Origin of the sequence: Streptomyces sp. JW3 (assembly GCF_052216785.1) — a bacterium.
Classification (GTDB): domain Bacteria; phylum Actinomycetota; class Actinomycetes; order Streptomycetales; family Streptomycetaceae; genus Streptomyces.
On sequence record NZ_JBQOUX010000029.1, the window covers coordinates 59,315 to 75,177 of the forward strand.

The 15,863-nt window shown below is 70.5% G+C and carries 16 protein-coding genes and 5 tRNA genes; 5 read left to right on the top strand and 16 right to left on the bottom strand.

Annotated features, from left to right (window positions below):
• The first annotated feature begins 7 nt into the window (after window positions 1-7).
• Window positions 8-508, top strand: coding sequence for a DUF3515 domain-containing protein (locus ACTT8P_RS14775; protein WP_442832078.1), 501 nt, complete (start codon window positions 8-10; stop codon window positions 506-508).
• Between the two features lie 15 nt (window positions 509-523).
• Here the strand turns inward: ACTT8P_RS14775 and ACTT8P_RS14780 are convergent, their stop codons facing one another.
• The 3 genes from ACTT8P_RS14780 to ACTT8P_RS14790 all read right to left on the bottom strand — a co-directional run bounded on the left by ACTT8P_RS14780 (window position 524) and on the right by ACTT8P_RS14790 (window position 3,562).
• Window positions 524-1,699 (bottom strand): D-alanine--D-alanine ligase family protein, encoded by a 1,176-nt coding sequence (locus ACTT8P_RS14780; RefSeq protein WP_442832079.1) that lies wholly within the window; start codon window positions 1,697-1,699, stop codon window positions 524-526.
• Window positions 1,700-1,769: 70 nt separating this feature from the next.
• Window positions 1,770-2,780 carry an NAD(P)H-dependent glycerol-3-phosphate dehydrogenase gene (locus tag ACTT8P_RS14785; protein WP_442832080.1) on the bottom strand — a complete coding sequence of 337 codons (1,011 nt, stop codon included), beginning with the start codon at window positions 2,778-2,780 and terminating at the stop codon, window positions 1,770-1,772.
• Complete coding sequence (locus ACTT8P_RS14790) at window positions 2,777-3,562, bottom strand: lysophospholipid acyltransferase family protein (RefSeq protein ID WP_442832081.1); 786 nt, start codon at window positions 3,560-3,562, stop codon at window positions 2,777-2,779. The genes ACTT8P_RS14785 and ACTT8P_RS14790 overlap by 4 nt, the downstream gene beginning before the upstream one ends.
• Before the next feature lie 154 nt (window positions 3,563-3,716).
• Here ACTT8P_RS14790 and cofC point away from each other — a divergent pair, with 154 nt between their 5' ends.
• Together cofC and ACTT8P_RS14800 are read left to right on the top strand one after the other, a co-directional pair.
• Entirely contained in the window at window positions 3,717-4,355 is a 639-nt protein-coding gene (gene cofC, locus ACTT8P_RS14795) for a 2-phospho-L-lactate guanylyltransferase (RefSeq protein WP_442832082.1), read from the top strand.
• A gap of 9 nt (window positions 4,356-4,364) precedes the next feature.
• Entirely contained in the window at window positions 4,365-4,568 is a 204-nt protein-coding gene (locus tag ACTT8P_RS14800; RefSeq protein WP_442832083.1) for a hypothetical protein, read from the top strand.
• A gap of 135 nt (window positions 4,569-4,703) precedes the next feature.
• Here ACTT8P_RS14800 and ACTT8P_RS14805 read toward each other — a convergent pair whose 3' ends face one another.
• The 4 genes from ACTT8P_RS14805 to leuC form a co-directional block, all read right to left on the bottom strand.
• Complete coding sequence (locus ACTT8P_RS14805; protein WP_442832084.1) at window positions 4,704-5,351, bottom strand: HU family DNA-binding protein; 648 nt, start codon at window positions 5,349-5,351, stop codon at window positions 4,704-4,706.
• Between the two features lie 136 nt (window positions 5,352-5,487).
• Window positions 5,488-5,718: a hypothetical protein gene (locus ACTT8P_RS14810; protein WP_442832085.1), complete on the bottom strand. Its 231-nt coding sequence runs from the start codon at window positions 5,716-5,718 to the stop codon at window positions 5,488-5,490.
• 243 nt (window positions 5,719-5,961) lie between these two features.
• Window positions 5,962-6,555 (bottom strand): 3-isopropylmalate dehydratase small subunit, encoded by a 594-nt coding sequence (gene leuD, locus ACTT8P_RS14815; protein ID WP_442832086.1) that lies wholly within the window; start codon window positions 6,553-6,555, stop codon window positions 5,962-5,964.
• Window positions 6,556-6,561: 6 nt separating this feature from the next.
• A complete protein-coding gene (leuC, locus tag ACTT8P_RS14820; RefSeq protein WP_442832087.1) occupies window positions 6,562-7,992 on the bottom strand; it encodes a 3-isopropylmalate dehydratase large subunit in 1,431 nt (476 codons plus the stop codon).
• A 195-nt stretch (window positions 7,993-8,187) separates the two neighbouring features.
• Between leuC and ndgR the strand changes: the two genes are divergently transcribed.
• Complete coding sequence (ndgR, locus tag ACTT8P_RS14825) at window positions 8,188-8,904, top strand: IclR family transcriptional regulator NdgR (RefSeq protein ID WP_361169493.1); 717 nt, start codon at window positions 8,188-8,190, stop codon at window positions 8,902-8,904.
• A gap of 186 nt (window positions 8,905-9,090) precedes the next feature.
• Here the strand turns inward: ndgR and ACTT8P_RS14830 are convergent.
• The 9 genes from ACTT8P_RS14830 to ACTT8P_RS14870 form a co-directional block, all read right to left on the bottom strand.
• Window positions 9,091-9,163: transfer RNA gene (locus ACTT8P_RS14830), tRNA-Glu, on the bottom strand.
• A 4-nt stretch (window positions 9,164-9,167) separates the two neighbouring features.
• A tRNA-Gln gene (locus ACTT8P_RS14835) sits at window positions 9,168-9,239 on the bottom strand.
• Between the two features lie 20 nt (window positions 9,240-9,259).
• Window positions 9,260-9,332 (bottom strand) — tRNA-Glu (locus tag ACTT8P_RS14840).
• Between the two features lie 30 nt (window positions 9,333-9,362).
• Window positions 9,363-9,435: transfer RNA gene (locus ACTT8P_RS14845), tRNA-Glu, on the bottom strand.
• 37 nt (window positions 9,436-9,472) lie between these two features.
• A tRNA-Gln gene (locus ACTT8P_RS14850) sits at window positions 9,473-9,544 on the bottom strand.
• A gap of 94 nt (window positions 9,545-9,638) precedes the next feature.
• Complete coding sequence (locus ACTT8P_RS14855) at window positions 9,639-10,373, bottom strand: HAD family hydrolase (RefSeq protein ID WP_442832088.1); 735 nt, start codon at window positions 10,371-10,373, stop codon at window positions 9,639-9,641.
• A 46-nt stretch (window positions 10,374-10,419) separates the two neighbouring features.
• Window positions 10,420-11,901: a glutamate--tRNA ligase gene (gene gltX, locus ACTT8P_RS14860; protein WP_442832089.1), complete on the bottom strand. Its 1,482-nt coding sequence runs from the start codon at window positions 11,899-11,901 to the stop codon at window positions 10,420-10,422.
• The gene (locus ACTT8P_RS14865) at window positions 11,894-12,679 is read right to left on the bottom strand and encodes a fumarylacetoacetate hydrolase family protein (RefSeq protein WP_442832090.1); all 786 of its coding nucleotides are present in this window, start codon (window positions 12,677-12,679) and stop codon (window positions 11,894-11,896) included. The genes gltX and ACTT8P_RS14865 overlap by 8 nt, the downstream gene beginning before the upstream one ends.
• Window positions 12,680-12,782: 103 nt before the next feature.
• A complete protein-coding gene (locus ACTT8P_RS14870) occupies window positions 12,783-12,971 on the bottom strand; it encodes a hypothetical protein (protein WP_442832091.1) in 189 nt (62 codons plus the stop codon).
• 600 nt (window positions 12,972-13,571) lie between these two features.
• On the opposite strand from ACTT8P_RS14870, the gene ACTT8P_RS14875 reads away from it, so the two are divergent.
• The coding region (locus tag ACTT8P_RS14875) for a sensor histidine kinase (RefSeq protein WP_442832092.1) at window positions 13,572-15,863 on the top strand (2,292 nt) is incomplete at its 3' end.

Consider the following 15,863-nt stretch of genomic DNA (forward strand, 5'->3'; position numbering starts at 1 on the left):
TGTGCCGGTGAACTCCTTCCGTCACCGGCTGCTCGGCCCGCCCCTGCTCGTCCTGCTGACCGCCGTCGCGGGCTGCTCCGCGACGGACGGCGGCCCCTCGGCGGCGGTGCCCAGCCCGGACGCGAAGGTGGCCGCGCTCTGCGCGGACCTGGACGAGGCCGTGCCGTCGAAGGTGGACGGCCTGAGCCGCGAGGATCCCGAGCCCGCCTCGAAGCTGACGGCGGGCTGGGGAAACCCGCTGATCATACTGCGCTGCGGTGTCGCACGGCCGCCGAAGATGATCGACCCGAAGGTGGCCGAGGGCGGCGATCCGGACGCGGTGGCCGGCGGCGTCAACGGCGTCGACTGGCTGATGGAGAAGCAGGACGACGGCGCGTACCGGTTCACCACCGCCAACCGGGAGGCGTACGTCGAGGTCACCGTCCCCGCGGGCCGGGACAGTTCCAGCGTGCTGATCGACCTGGCCCCGGCCGTGAAGAAGGCGATCCCCGAAGGGATCGCCCTGTAACTCCGGCCGGACCGCTCAGCGAAGTCCCGTCGGCCGGTTCAGCGCCGCCCGCACCAGCCGGTCCACCAGCTCGGGATAGCCGATGCCGCTGGCCTGCCACATCTGCGGGTACATCGAGATGGGCGTGAACCCGGGCAGCGTGTTGATCTCGTTGATCACGAACTCGCCGTCCTCGGTGAGGAAGAAGTCCGCGCGCACCAACCCCTCGCAGGACGCCGCCTCGAACGCCTCGACCGCGAGCCGCTGCACCTCGGCCGTCTCCTCGGGGGTGAGCGGCGCGGGCACCAGCCCCGGGGTGGAGTCGATGTACTTGGCCTCGAAGTCGTAGTACGCGTGCGCGCTCGGCGGCGGGATCTCGGCGGGTACGGAGGCCCGCGGGCCGTCCTCGAACTCCAGCACCCCGCACTCGATCTCGCGGCCGGTGAGCGCGGCCTCGACCAGGAACTTCGGGTCGTGCCGACGGGCCTCGGCGATCGCCTCGTCGAGCCCTTCGAGGCCGTCGACCTTGGTGATGCCGATCGACGAACCCGCGCGCGCGGGCTTCACGAACAGCGGCCAGCCGTGCTCGCCGGCGAAGTCGACGATCTTCTTTCGGGCGGCGGCACCTTTTTCCCCGTTCGGGGCGGCCTGCTCCCACTCGCGCGGCCGGATCACCACGTACGGGCCGACCTTGAGCCCGAAGGAGGTGAACACCCGCTTCATGTAGTCCTTGTCCTGACCGACCGCCGAGGCCAGCACGCCCGAGCCGACGTACGGCACCCCGGACAGCTCCAGCAGACCCTGGAGGGTGCCGTCCTCACCGTAGGGGCCGTGCAGGACGGGGAAGACGACGTCGACCTCGCCGAGCGCCTTGGGCACCGAGCCCGGTTCGCTGTAGACGACCTCGCGGTTGGCCGGGTCGACGGAGAGCACCACCGCGCCCTCCACCGAGTCGGCGAGCTGGTCCACGGTGGGCGTGCGCCGGTCGGTGATCGCCATGCGTTCGGGCTCGTCGGCGGTGAGCGCCCAGCGGCCGTCGGTGGTGATGCCGATCGGCAGGACCTCGTACTTGGTCCGGTCGATGGCGGCGAGGACGGCGCCGGCGGTGACCACGGAGATCCCGTGTTCGGAGCTGCGCCCGCCGAACACGACGGCGACCCGCGGCTTGCGAGGCGGCTGCTCGGGGCTCTGGGGGAGGTTCTCGGTGCTCATATCGCGTTGAGAGTACCCGGCCCCCTGGCCGCGTCACAGCGTCCGCCCCGGGCAAATGAGCGAGGGTGGCTCAGCGTCGCTCGGGCTTCGCGCTGCGCGACATCAGCTCCTTGACGGCGACCACCGGGGGCTTGCCCTCGTGCACGATCTCGAAGACCGTCTCGGTGATCGGCATGTCGACGCGGTGCCGGCGGGCCAGGTCCAGCACCGACTCGCAGGACTTGACGCCCTCGGCGGTCTGCTGGGTGACCGCGATGGTCTCGTCCAGGGTCATGCCCTTGCCGAGGTTGGTGCCGAAGGTGTGGTTGCGGGACAGCGGCGAGGAGCAGGTCGCCACCAGGTCGCCCAGGCCCGCGAGTCCGGAGAAGGTCAGCGGGTCGGCGCCGAGCGCGACACCGAGCCGGGTGGTCTCGGCGAGGCCGCGGGTGATCAGCGAGCCCTTGGCGTTGTCGCCGAGGCCCATGCCGTCCGCGATGCCGACGGCCAGCCCGATCACGTTCTTCACCGCGCCGCCCAGCTCGCAGCCGATGACGTCGGTGTTGGTGTACGGGCGGAAGTACGGCGTGTGGCAGGCGGCCTGGATGCGCTGGGCGACGGCCTCGTCGGTGCAGGCCACGACGGCGGCGGCGGGCATCCGGGCGGCGATCTCGCGGGCCAGGTTGGGTCCGGTGACCACGGCGACCCGGTCGGCGCCCACCTTGGCGACGTCCTCGATCACCTCGCTCATCCGCATCGCGGAGCCGAGTTCGACGCCCTTCATCAGGGAGACCAGGACGGTGTCCGGGGCGAGCAGCGGGCGCCACTTCGCGAGGTTGGCGCGGGCCGTCTGGGACGGGATCGCCAGCACGGTGAAGTCGGCGCCGGCCGCGGCCTCGGCGGCGTCGGTGGTGGCCCGCAGGTTCGCGGGGAGTTCCACACCCGGCAGATAGTCCGGGTTGGTGCGGGTGGAGTTGACGGCGTCGACCAGGCCGGGGCGCCGGGCCCACAGGGTGACGTCGCACCCGGCGTCGGCGAGGATCACGCCGAACGCGGTGCCCCACGACCCGGTGCCGAAGACGGCCGCCTTGACGGGCTTGCTCACGTGCCCTGCCCTTCTGCCTGTTCACCGTGCGTCTGCACCCGCGCGGTCTGCGCCCGGGTCCGGCGCCGCTGCTCGATCCGCTCGCGGCGCGGGTCGTAGGGCGTCTTCGGCGCCTGCTCGCCGCGGATCTCCTCCAGCTGGCGGGTGACCGCGGCCATGATGACCTCGGTGGCCTCCTTCAGCACCTCCGCGGTCATGTCCCTGCCGTAGAAGCGGGAGAGGTCGACGGGCGGGCCGGCCAGCACCCGGCTGGTCTTGCGCGGGAAGAGCCGCGGCCGCTTGGCGTACGCGGGCAGCAGTTCGTTGCAGCCCCACTGGGCGACCGGGATCACCGGGCACTTGGTCTGGAGGGCGACCCGCGCGGCGCCGGTCTTGCCGGTCATCGGCCAGCCGTCGGGGTCCCGGGTGAGGGTGCCCTCGGGGTAGAAGGCGACGCACTCGCCGCGCTCCACGGCGTCGATCGCGGCCCGGAAGGCGCTGAGCGCGTCGGTGCTCTCCCGGTAGACGGGAATCTGCCCGGTACCGCGCATCGCGGCACCGACGAATCCCTTCTTGAAAAGGCCGCTCTTGGCCAGGAATCGCGGCACGCGTCCGGTGTTGTACTGGAAATGCGCGTAGCCGAGGGGATCGATGTACGAATTGTGGTTCACGGCGGTGATGAATCCGCCCGCGGCCGGAATGTTCTCCATTCCCCGCCAGTCCCGCTTGAGCAGTAGCACCAGCGGCGGTTTGCAGATCACCGCGGCCAAGCGGTACCAGAAGCCGATTCTGCGGCGGGGCACGCGGACACCTTCCTCTAGGGCCTGGGCGGGGCAGGGGAGCCGCACAAGTGTCGCCCCGGGCCGCCGGTCTGTCGAGGACACGGTACGCCCCGGCCCCCCGGGGGCCACCGCCCCCGGGTGACAATGAGCGCGACAAGAGAGGGACGGATCACCTGTGCAATGGACCTTGGTCGTGCCGGTGAAGCCCTTGGCCCGGGCCAAGAGCAGGCTGTCGGACACGGCGGACGACGCGGTACGGCCGGACCTCGCGCTGGCGTTCGCCCTGGACACCGTGGCGGCGGCGCTGGCCTGCCCGGCGGTGGCGGATGTGGCAGTCGTCACGGACGATCCCCGGGCGGGTCGGGAGCTGGCCGCGCTCGGCGCGGGCGTCGTCGCCGACGAGCCGGGCGGCGGTCTGAACGCGGCCCTGGCGCACGCGGCGACGGCCGTCCGGGCGGCCTCTCCCGGCCCTGCGGTGGCGGCGCTGAACGCCGATCTCCCGGCGCTCCGGCCGGCCGAATTGACCCGGGTACTGAACGCGGCCGCGCAATTCCCGCGTTCTTTTCTGCCGGACGCGGCCGGAATCGGCACGACCCTGCTGGCCGCCGCCCCGGGTATCGGACTGCGCCCGGTATTCGGCCCGGATTCCCGCCGCGCGCACCAGGCGTCGGGCGCGGTGGAACTCCGGCTCGCCGCGGTGGATTCGGTACGGCAGGACGTCGACACCGGCGAGGATCTGCGCGCCGCGCTGGCGCTGGGGGTGGGTCCGCGGACGGCCGCGGCCGCCGCCCGGCTGCTGATCGCCGAGCAGTAGGCTGCCGTCATGCAGGCGACCGCGTACACATACGACCCGGCCCGGCGCAGCGGACAGGTACTGCTGGACGACGGCACTCCGGTGCCGTTCGACGCGGCGGCGTTCGACGCGGGCGGTCTGCGGCTGCTGCGGCCGGGGCAGCGGGTGCGGATCGAGACCGAGGGGTCGGGCGCCGAGCGGCGGATCACGCTGGTCACCCTCCAGACGTTCTGAGCTTGCGGGGCCCAAAACAGGGCCCGGAACAGGAACCCAGAACAGGAACCCAGAACAGGGCCCAGAACAGGCCGCGGGCCGGACTCCCGAGGGAGTCCGGCCCGGCGTGTGAGTGCCCCTGGGTGCCGCCGCCGGTTACTTCTTGCGTGCGGTGGCCTTCTTGGCGGTGGTCTTGCGCGCGGTCGACTTCTTGGCCGGCGCCTTCTTGGCCGTGGCCTTCTTCGCCGGCGCCTTCTTGGCGGCGGTCTTCTTCGCCGTGCTCCCGGTCGACTTCTTCGCCGGGGCCTTCTTGGCGGTGGCGGTCTTCGCCGTGGTGGCCTTCTTCGTCGCCGTGGCCGTCTTCTTCGCGGCGGCCGTGGTCGTCTTCTTGGCGGCGGCCTTCTTGCCCGCGGCCGTGGTCTTCTTGGCGGCGGCCTTCTTGCCGGCGGCCTTGGAGATGGTGGGCGGCGGGCCGGACAGGCTGCCCTTGGGCGCCTTCTTGACCGCGATGTCGTTCTTCGGCAGCTTCTTCGAGCCGCTCACCAGGTCCTTGAAGCCCTGACCGGCGCGGAAGCGCGGCACGGAGGTCTTCTTGACCCGAACCCGCTCGCCCGTCTGGGGGTTACGGGCGTAGCGGGCCGGCCGGTCGACCTTCTCGAAGGAACCGAATCCGGTGACCGAGACCCGGTCGCCCGCGACGACCGCGCGGACGATGGCGTCCAGGACCGCGTCGACGGCGTCGGCGGCTTGCTGCCGCCCACCCATCTTGTCGGCAATCGCTTCTACGAGCTGCGCCTTGTTCACGTCTTCCCCTTCGGAGACATCGCCAGAACGAGAATGTTCAAGCTTTTTCGCACGTTAGGCAGATATATACCGCAAATCAAACACGAAACGGGCTAATCACCCTTGTGCCGCAACGGACTCGACTGTCCCGGCCTGTTCAGCGTTGCCCGTCGGGGAACCGACCTTCGTCGAGATCCTCCGCGAAACGCTCCAGACGCCTTGCCGCACCGGCGGGATCGTGCTTGGCCGCGGCCGTAATGACCAGCAGCTTCCGGGTCAGCGCCATCCGTACGCCCTCCGGGACTTGCAGTGCGCGCACTGTTGTGTGCGCTTCCTTGAGCCGGGACGCGACCGCCGCATAGAGCTGGAGTTGGCCGTCGTGTTCCATGCACAGATTGTGCCATCTGGGGCGAGTTGTCGCCTGCGCAGGGGGCAACTGCCGCGTCGGACGCCTCCCCGGGCACCCGTCGCATCAGCGGTCCCCTGACTCGCTTACCCCGTCAACCACCTGCGTAACGTGGGAAGTTGTGGTCCCACCGGAGGCCGTCCGGGCCCGGACACAGCCGTACCCCCGATCGGTCCGATCGGGGGTACGGAGGGTGTTGCGGGGTGGCCGAAAGTCGCCCTCGGCTCAGACCTGGACGGTCCGCGGCTTGAACGACGGGCGCTTCGCCTCGTACGTGGCGATGTCGTCCTCGTTCTGGAGCGTGATGGAGATGTCGTCCAGGCCGTTCAGCAGCCGCCAGCGGGAGTTCTCGTCCAGCTCGAAGGCGGCGGTGATGCCCTCGGCGCGCACCTCGCGGGCCTCGAGGTCGACGGTGACCTCGGCCTCGGGGTCCCGGTCCGTGAGGTCCTGGAGCGCGTCCACGGTCCCCTGGTCGAGGACCACCGTGAGCAGGCCGTTCTTGAGCGAGTTGCCGCGGAAGATGTCGGCGAAGCGGGAGGAGATCACGGCCTTGAAGCCGTAGTTCTGGAGCGCCCACACCGCGTGCTCGCGGGACGAGCCGGTGCCGAAATCGGGGCCGGCCACCAGCACGGTGGCGCCGGCCCGCTCGGGCTGGTTGAGGACGAAGGTCTCGTCCTTGCGCCAGGCCTCGAACAGCCCGTCCTCGAACCCGTCCCGGGTCACCTTCTTGAGCCAGTGGGCGGGGATGATCTGGTCGGTGTCGACGTTGCTGCGGCGCAGCGGGACGGCCCGGCCGGTGTGCGTGGTGAATGCTTCCATGGCTGATCAGACTCCAGCGGGCGTGAGGGCGTCGGCGGCGGCGAGGTCGGCCGGGGAGGACAGGTGCCCCGTGACGGCCGTCGCGGCGGCGACCTGCGGGGACACCAGGTGAGTACGCCCGCCCTTGCCCTGCCGGCCCTCGAAGTTGCGGTTGGAGGTGGAGGCGGAGCGCTCCCCGGGGGCGAGCTGGTCCGGGTTCATGCCCAGGCACATGGAGCAGCCCGCGTGCCGCCATTCGGCGCCGGCCTCCTTGAAGACCACGTCCAGCCCCTCGGAGACGGCCTGGAGCCCGACCCGCGCGGAGCCGGGGACGACCAGCATGCGTACGCCGTCGGCGACTTTGCGGCCCTTGACGATCTCGGCGGCGGCCCGCAGATCTTCGATCCGGCCGTTGGTGCAGGAACCTACGAAGACGGTGTCCACCTTGATGGACCGCAGCGGCTGACCGGCTTCCAACCCCATGTACTCCAGGGCCTTTTCGGCGGCGAAGCGCTCCGAGGCGTCTTCGTACGAAGCCGGGTCGGGGACGGCGGCGGAAAGCGGCGCGCCCTGGCCCGGGTTGGTGCCCCAGGTGACGAACGGGGACAGCTCGGCGGCCTCGATGACCACCTCGGCGTCGAACTCGGCGTCCGCGTCCGTCCGCAGCGTCTTCCAGTACTCGACCGCCGCGTCCCAGTCGGCGCCCTCGGGGGCGTGCGGGCGGCCCTGGAGGTAGGCGAACGTGGTCTCGTCGGGGGCGATCATGCCCGCGCGGGCGCCGGCCTCGATCGACATGTTGCAGATGGTCATCCGGGCCTCCATCGAGAGCTTCTCGATGGCCTCGCCGCGGTACTCCAGGATGTAGCCCTGTCCGCCGCCGGTGCCGATCCTGGCGATGACCGCCAGGATGAGGTCCTTGGCGGTGACGCCGTCGGGCAGCTCGCCGTTGACCGTGATCGCCATGGTCTTCGGCCGGGCCATCGGCAGCGTCTGGGTGGCCAGCACGTGCTCCACCTGGGAGGTGCCGATGCCGAACGCCAGCGCGCCGAAGGCGCCGTGCGTCGAGGTGTGCGAGTCGCCGCACACCACGGTCGTGCCCGGCTGGGTCAGGCCCAGCTGCGGTCCGACGACGTGCACGACGCCCTGCTCGACGTCGCCCAGCGAGTGCAGCCGCACGCCGAAGTCCGCACAGTTCTTGCGCAGCGTCTCCAGCTGGATCCGGGAGACCGGGTCCGCGATGGGCTTGTCGATGTCGAGGGTCGGGGTGTTGTGGTCCTCGGTGGCGATGGTCAGGTCGAGCCGCCGCACGGTCCGGCCGCTCTTGCGCAGGCCGTCGAAGGCCTGTGGGCTGGTCACCTCGTGCAGCAGGTGCAGATCGATGAAGAGGAGGTCGGGCTCGCCTTCGGCGCGCCGGACGACGTGGTCGTCCCAGACCTTCTCCGCGAGTGTCCTACCCATCGCTTTCCCTCCGGCCGGCAACGGCTCGCCGGCCCAACTAGAGATCTTGAGGTAGCGGCGCCCGCGCCCCGGTTTCCGGGCAACCGCCACCAGGCCCTTACGTCACGGGCCGTTGTGACTTGGTGCCTTCCAGAGTGGCGCGTTCCACCGAAAATTGAACTTGCGTTTCACAGAGTGAGACGGGAGTATCGTTGCATGGACAACAGTAGCGGCGTCGGCGTTCTGGACAAGGCGGCCCTCGTCCTGAGCGCTCTGGAGTCCGGTCCGGCCACCCTCGCGGGGTTGGTCGGTGCGACCGGACTGGCACGACCCACGGCCCACCGCCTGGCCGTGGCGCTGGAGCACCACCGGATGGTGGCGCGGGACATGCAGGGCCGTTTCATCCTCGGCCCACGGCTGGCCGAGCTGGCCGCCGCGGCCGGCGAGGACCGCCTGCTGGCCACCGCGGGCCCGGTGCTCACGCATCTCCGTGACGTCACGGGCGAGAGCGCCCAGCTCTACCGCCGCCAGGGCGACATGCGGATCTGCGTGGCCGCGGCGGAGCGGCTGTCCGGCCTCAGGGACACGGTGCCGGTCGGTTCCACGCTCACCATGAAGGCCGGTTCGTCCGCGCAGATCCTGATGGCCTGGGAGGAGCCGGAGCGGCTGCACCGCGGCCTGCAGGGCGCCCGTTTCACGGCGACGGCCCTGTCCGGCGTACGTCGCCGGGGCTGGGCCCAGTCCATCGGCGAGCGCGAGCCGGGCGTCGCCTCGGTGTCGGCGCCGGTGCGCGGCCCGTCCAACCGCGTGGTGGCCGCCGTATCGGTCTCCGGTCCTATCGAGCGCCTGTCCCGCCACCCGGGCCGGATGCACGCCCAGGCCATCATCGACGCCGCCGCCCGCCTCTCGGAGGCCCTGCGCCGTTCCAGCTGAGACTCGGGGTCGGCCTCAACGCCGCGGCCGTCCCCGAGTGCAGCGCGCCCCGCAAGGGGCGCGGGGCTGTTACATATGCGGCTCCGCCGCGTGGGCGTGAGCAACCACATCGAACCCGCAGCCGCGAGACAACGAGAAAGGCCCCTCACCGCAGCGTTACCGCTGAGGCGAAGAGCCATCGTCCCGTACCCCCGACCGGATTCGAACCGGCGCTACCGCCTTGAGAGGGCGGCGTGCTAGGCCGCTACACAACGGGGGCCAAGCTGGTCTACCAGGACTCGAACCTAGACTAACTGAACCAGAATCAGTCGTGCTGCCAATTACACCATAGACCAATGTGGTTTAGACCAGACAGTACCCCCGACCGGATTCGAACCGGCGCTACCGCCTTGAGAGGGCGGCGTGCTAGGCCGCTACACAACGGGGGCCCTAGCGAGATCTCAGTGAAGTGATCTCCGTACCCCCGACCGGATTCGAACCGGCGCTACTGCCTTGAGAGGGCAGCGTGCTAGGCCGCTACACAACGGGGGCTTTGCAGATGCTGTGCTGGTTTCAAAACATCTGCGAGCTGGCCTACCAGGACTCGAACCTAGACTAACTGAACCAGAATCAGTCGTGCTGCCAATTACACCATAGGCCACTGGAACGCAACCCCCTCAACCGGGGATCTTGTTCTAGTTTCGCGCCTCCGGTTCCGGCCTTTCGGCCCGCTCCCCGGCGGCGCAGGAAGAACATTACCCGAAGGTGGACGGGGCTCCAAAACGGGTATCTCCGCCGAGGGCCGAGGGGAGTTCCGCGAGGGACGCGATGCGGCGCGGGCCGACCGGCGGGTCCACGGTCGCGTAGACACCGCCCCGGTCGATCCACACCGACAGCAGCCCGGCGTCGGCGGCGCCGCGGCCGTCGATCTCCGGGTGGTCACCGACGTACGCCACCTCGTGCGGGGGCAGGGCGAGGGCCTCGCAGGCGGCCAGGAAGGCGCCGGCGGCGGGCTTGGAGACGCCCAGTTCGGCGGCGCACAGGATGGCCTCGAAGCGGTCGTGGACGCCGAGGACGCGGAGTTTGCGGTCCTGGACGGTGAGGCTGGAGTTGGACAGCACGGCGTGCCGGTGGCTGTCGGCGAGGGCGTCGAGGACCGGCAGCACGTCCGGGAAGAGGGACCAGGCCGACTCGTAGTGCGTCAGGTAGCGGTCGAACCAGGCGTCGGCCTCGTCGTCGGTCAGCTCGGGGCGGTCCAGGAAGACCCGGGTGCGGTCGCGCCGCTGGGTGACGAAGTCGACCTCGCCGGCCGCGAACCGGGCCCACTGGACGTCGGTGATCCGCCGCCAGAGGTCGAGCGCCTGCTCGGCGGTGCCGTACCGGTCGAGCAGTTCCTCGGCCGCGAGGTGCGAGCGGATGCCCTCGCGGTCGGCGGTGGTGTAGTCGAAGAGGGTGTCGTCGACGTCCCAGACCACGGCTTTGATCGTCATGGCCCCGACGGTACCGCCGGGGCCATGCGGGAGGTACCGCGGGCGGTCAGGCCGCCAGCCGGGCCAGTGCCGCGTCGATCCTGGTCAGCGCCTTCTCCTTGCCCAGGACCTCCAGGGACTCGAAGAGCGGCAGCCCGACCGTGCGGCCGGTGACGGCGACCCGGACCGGGGCCTGGGCCTTGCCGAGCTTGAGGCCGTGCGCCTCGCCGGCGGCCAGGACGGCTTCCTTCAGTGACTCGGGGGAGGTCCAGTCCGCCGCGTCCAGCTTCTCGCGGGCGGTGCGCAGCAGGGCGTCGGAGCCCTCCTTCATCGCCTTGGTCCAGGACGCCTCGTCGAAGACCGGTTCCGCGAGGAAGAGGAAGTCGACGTTGTCGGTGATCTCGGAGAGGACCTTCAGGCGGGTCTGCGCGTGCGGGGCGATCGCCTGCCACTTGGTCTCGTCGAAGTCCTCCGGGGCCCAGGGGGCGGCGGGGGCCTTCAGCCAGGGGCGGCAGCGCTCGGTGAAGTCCTTCACCTCCAGCAGCCGGATGTGGTCGCCGTTGATCGCCTCGCACTTCTTGAGGTCGAAGCGGGCCGGGTTGGGGTTGACGTCGGAGATGTCGAAGGCCGCGATCATCTCGTCGATCGAGAAGATGTCCTGGTCGGCGGAGAGCGACCAGCCGAGCAGGGACAGGTAGTTGAGCAGGCCCTCGGGGAGGAAGCCGCGCTCCCGGTAGAGGTTCAGGGACGACTGCGGGTCGCGCTTGGAGAGCTTCTTGTTGCCCTCGCCCATCACGTACGGCAGGTGCCCGAAGGCCGGGATCTCCTTGGCGACGCCCAGCTCGATCAGCGCCTTGTAGAGGGCGATCTGGCGCGGGGTGGAGGAGAGCAGGTCCTCGCCGCGCAGCACGTGGGTGATCTCCATCAGAGCGTCGTCGACCGGGTTGACCAGGGTGTACAGCGGGGCGCCGTTGGCGCGGACGATGCCGTAGTCCGGGACGTTCTCCGGGGTGAAGGTCAGCTCGCCGCGGACCAGGTCGGTGAAGGTGATCGTCTCGTCCGGCATCCGGAAGCGGACGATGGGCGCCCGGCCCTCCGCCTCGTACGCCTCGACCTGCGCGGCGCTCAGCTCGCGGCAGTGGCCGTCGTAGCCGGACGGCCGGCCGGCCGCGCGGGCGGCCTCGCGGCGGGTGTCCAGCTCCTCCTGGGAGCAGTAGCAGCGGTAGGCGTGGCCGGCGTCCAGGAGCTTGGCCGCGACCTCCTTGTAGAGGTCCATGCGCTGCGACTGGCGGTACGGCGCGTGCGGGCCGCCCACCTCGGGGCCCTCGTCCCAGTCGAAGCCGAGCCAGCGCATCGAGTCCAGGAGCTGGTTGTAGGACTCCTCGGAGTCGCGGGCCGCGTCGGTGTCCTCGATGCGGAAGACCAGGGTGCCGCCGTGGTGGCGCGCGAAGGCCCAGTTGAACAGGGCGGTGCGGACCAGGCCCACGTGGGGGTTACCGGTGGGCGAGGGACAGAAACGGACGCGTACGGGAGACGCTGCGCTAGCCACGCTTGACAACCTTGTTGGTGAGAGTGCCGATGCCTTCGATGGTGACGGCGACCTCGTCGCCGACGTTCAGGGGGCCGACCCCGGCCGGAGTGCCGGTGAGGATCACGTCGCCGGGGAGCAGGGTCATCGCCTCGGAGACGTTGACGACCAGGTCCTCGATGGAGTGGATCATCTCGCTGGTGCGGCCGAGCTGGCGCTGCTGTCCGTTGACGGTGAGCTGGATCGTCAGGTCGGCGGCGCGGGCCAGGTCGATGTCCGTCTCCACCCAGGGGCCCAGCGGACAGGAGGTGTCGAAGCCCTTGGCGCGGGCCCACTGCTTCTCGCGGCGCTGGACGTCGCGGGCGGTGACGTCGTTGGCGCAGGTGTAGCCGAGGACGACGTCCCCGACCCGGTCGCGCGGGACCTCGCGGCACATGCGGCCGATGACCACGGCCAGCTCGGCCTCGTGGTGCAGTTCCTGCGAGAAGGAGGGGTACTGGATCTGGTCGCCGGAGCCGATCACCGAGGTGGACGGCTTGAAGAAGGCGAACGGGGCGTCGGGCACCTCGTTGCCCAGTTCCCGGGCGTGCTCGGCGTAGTTGCGGCCGAAGGCGACGACCTTGTTGGGGAGCACCGGCGGCAGCAGCCGGACCTTGCTCAGCGGGACCTTCGTGCCGGACAGCTCGAAGTCCGCGAACGGGATGCCCTTGATGATGTCGAGGACGAGCTGGTCCGGCTGGTCGCCCTCGACCGCGCCGAAGGCGACGTTCCCGTCGATGGAGAACCTGGCGATGCGCACGGGTTGCTTGGCCCCTTGACTGATGCGGCTGGAGTCTGACGCTCCAGGCTAACGCGGCAGGGGGCGGGGGCCTCGCGCATACCCCGTGACCGGCAGGGGCGCCCTACTCGGCGGGGGTGGCCGAGGCCGGGATCTCCATGAGGATCGTGCGCCGGGGGTTGGCGGTCTGGGCGGGGAGCTCGACGGGGTGCTCCGGAAGCTCCGGGGCCGTCAGTTCGCCGGCGTCCTTGAGGTGGACCAGCGTCGTGCGGCGCGGATTGGCGATCTTGTGGAACATCATCGTCGTCTTCACGGTGGTACGAGCCTCGTCGGGTACGGGCGCCGGACGGACCCCGAGGGGCCTCGGTGGGGCGCGGGTTGTCGGATTTGCGTTCTCTGTAAAGCGCCAGGCTATGCACGCCATTCCCCGCCGAAGACGTGGAGGACTCATGAGGACGGTGTGAGTTTGCTCACTGAGCAAGGGGCAAAGCGGTCAAAGCAGACCCGCACCTCGCCTCCATGAAACGGACATTGCCTCCTTGAAGCGACCATTCCGCTCCTGATCATGGCGACTGGGACACCCGCCGGGGACCGATGACTCGTGGCCATACGCCCGTTTTGCCGTCGACCACTCTCTACGTCCGGTGACCCGGCCCTCACAAGCTGTCACGCCGGTCGCGGGCTGCCTCATTGCCCTTGTTGGAGATCCTGCACTGTGCTGGAATTCCACGGACCGCCGCAGGATCGAGCCGGCACACAGGGGGCGCAGCGAAGCGCCGCGTGGCGGCACGAGGGGGAGCCGGCGCCGGTTACTCACGACCATCAGGGGGCGTATTCAGGGCGCTCCCAAGACGCCGACACCGTGCCTCGCCGTTCACGCGGCGGGGTGCCTGGTCCAGAGGTTGCGACGCTAGTGCAGGGACGTTTCAAGAGGGATGGCAGCGCTTCGGCGGAGCCCGAGGCGCAGGGTGGGACTGGCCCCATGACAGGCAGTTCCTCGCCCCAGCACGCCCAGCACGCCCAGAAGGCAGCCTCGGGCCCGGCCGCGTCGGGCGCCGGCGGCGAGCGCTCCGGGCGCGGCGGCGCGGCGGCTCCGGCTGCCCCGGGGGGTCCGGGCGCGCAGACCCCGGCGCCGGCCGTGAAGCCGCCGAAGGGCCCGACCGGTCCGGGGTCGCGAATAGCCCTGCGCAACTGGCGGATCTCCACCCGTCTGGTGTCCTTGCTGGCGCTTCCCGTGGTCGCGGCCACCTCGCTGGGCGCCCTGCGCATCAGCGACTCCATGGACAACATCCAGCAGCTCGACAACATGAAGCTGCTGACGGAGATGACCGCGCGGGCCACCGAGCTGGCCGCGGCTCTCCAGGAGGAGCGGGACAAGTCGGCGGGTCCGCTGGCGCACAACTCCGCCTCCAGCGCGACCGCGGTGAAGGGCGACCGGGAGAAGACCGACCGGGCGCTGGCGAACTTCATCGACGGCTCGGAGGAGATCGACGCCGCCAGCAAGGACGGCAACCTCCAGGGCGTCCGCGATACCGTGGTCGGTCTGGCCAGCGAGCTCAACGGCCTCAGCAAGATCCGCAACTCCGCCTACCAGGACGCGGGCAACTCGACCCAGACCGTCGACGCCTACCACCGTCTGATCAACCACCTCCTCGACCTCTCCCAGGACATGGCGGAGGCGACCAGCAACCCCGAGATGATCCAGCGCACCCGCGCGCTGTCGGCGTTCTCGTCCGCCAAGGAGTACGCGTCGGTGCAGCGGGCCGTCATCGCGGCGGCGCTGCCCACCAGCAACACCACGGCCGGTGACCTCTCCGAGAACGACCGGCTGTACGCGCAGGCGGCGCTGGACAGCCAGGACTACGACCTGCGCAGCTTCGCCAGCATCTACGGCAGCGGCTCCACCGAGCTGCTCCAGCCCATCGAAGAGGGCAACGCGACGATCGAGGCGGCCGACAAGTACGCCGGCCGGGTGCTCGCCAACGAGGGCGCCATCGAGGAGATGGAGAAGCAGTCCTACCAGGACTGGCTGGACAGCAGCTCCACCAAGATCCAGCAGATGACCAAGATCGAGCACACGCTGCTTGAGGACATGGAGCAGCAGGCGCGTGAGCTGCGCAGCGAGTCGGAGCGCGAGGCGATCCTCTCCGGTGCGCTGATCCTGATCGTGCTCGGTGTCTCGCTGGTCGGCGCGTTCGTGGTGGCCCGCTCCATGATCCGTTCGCTGCGCCGGCTGGAGGAGACCGCCACCAAGGTCGCCTCCGACCGGCTGCCCGAGCTGGTCAAGCAGCTCTCCGAGTCCGACCCGCAGGACGTGGACACCTCCGTGGAGTCGGTCGGTGTGCACTCCCGGGACGAGATCGGCAAGGTGGCCGCGGCCTTCGACGACGTGCACCGCGAGGCGGTCCGGCTGGCCGCCGAGCAGGCCCTGCTGCGGGGCAACGTCAACGCGATGTTCACCAACCTCTCGCGCCGTTCCCAGGGCCTCATCCAGCGTCAGCTCTCGCTCATCTCCGAGCTGGAGTCCCGCGAGGCCGACCCGGACCAGCTCTCCTCGCTGTTCAAGCTGGACCACCTCGCCACGCGTATGCGCCGCAACGGCGAGAACCTGCTGGTCCTCGCCGGTGAGGAGCCGGGCCGCCGGTGGACCCGGCCGGTGCCGCTGGTCGACGTGCTGCGGGCCGCCGCCTCCGAGGTGGAGCAGTACGAGCGGATCGAGCTGGCCTCGGTGCCGACCACCGAAGTGGCCGGCCGGGTCGTCAACGACCTCGTGCACCTGCTCGCCGAGCTGCTGGAGAACGCCACCTCGTTCTCCTCCCCGCAGACCAAGGTCAAGGTCACCGGTCACGCGCTGCCCGACGGCCGCGTGCTGATCGAGATCCACGACACCGGTATCGGCCTGTCCCCCGAGGACCTCGCCGCGATCAACGAGCGGCTCGCCTCGCCGCCCACCGTGGACGTCTCCGTCTCCCGCCGCATGGGCCTGTTCGTGGTCGGCCGGCTCTCCCAGCGGCACGGCATCCGCATCCAGCTGCGGCCGTCCGACTCCGGTGGTACGACCGCGCTGGTCATGCTGCCGGTCGACGTCGCCCAGGGCGGCCGCAAGCCGCAGGGCAAGCCCGGTCAGCCCGGTACCGGCGGTCCCGCCGCCGCGCAGGCCGCGGCCGGTGCCGCGGCGGCCCGGCGGGCGGGCGGCGGCCAGGGC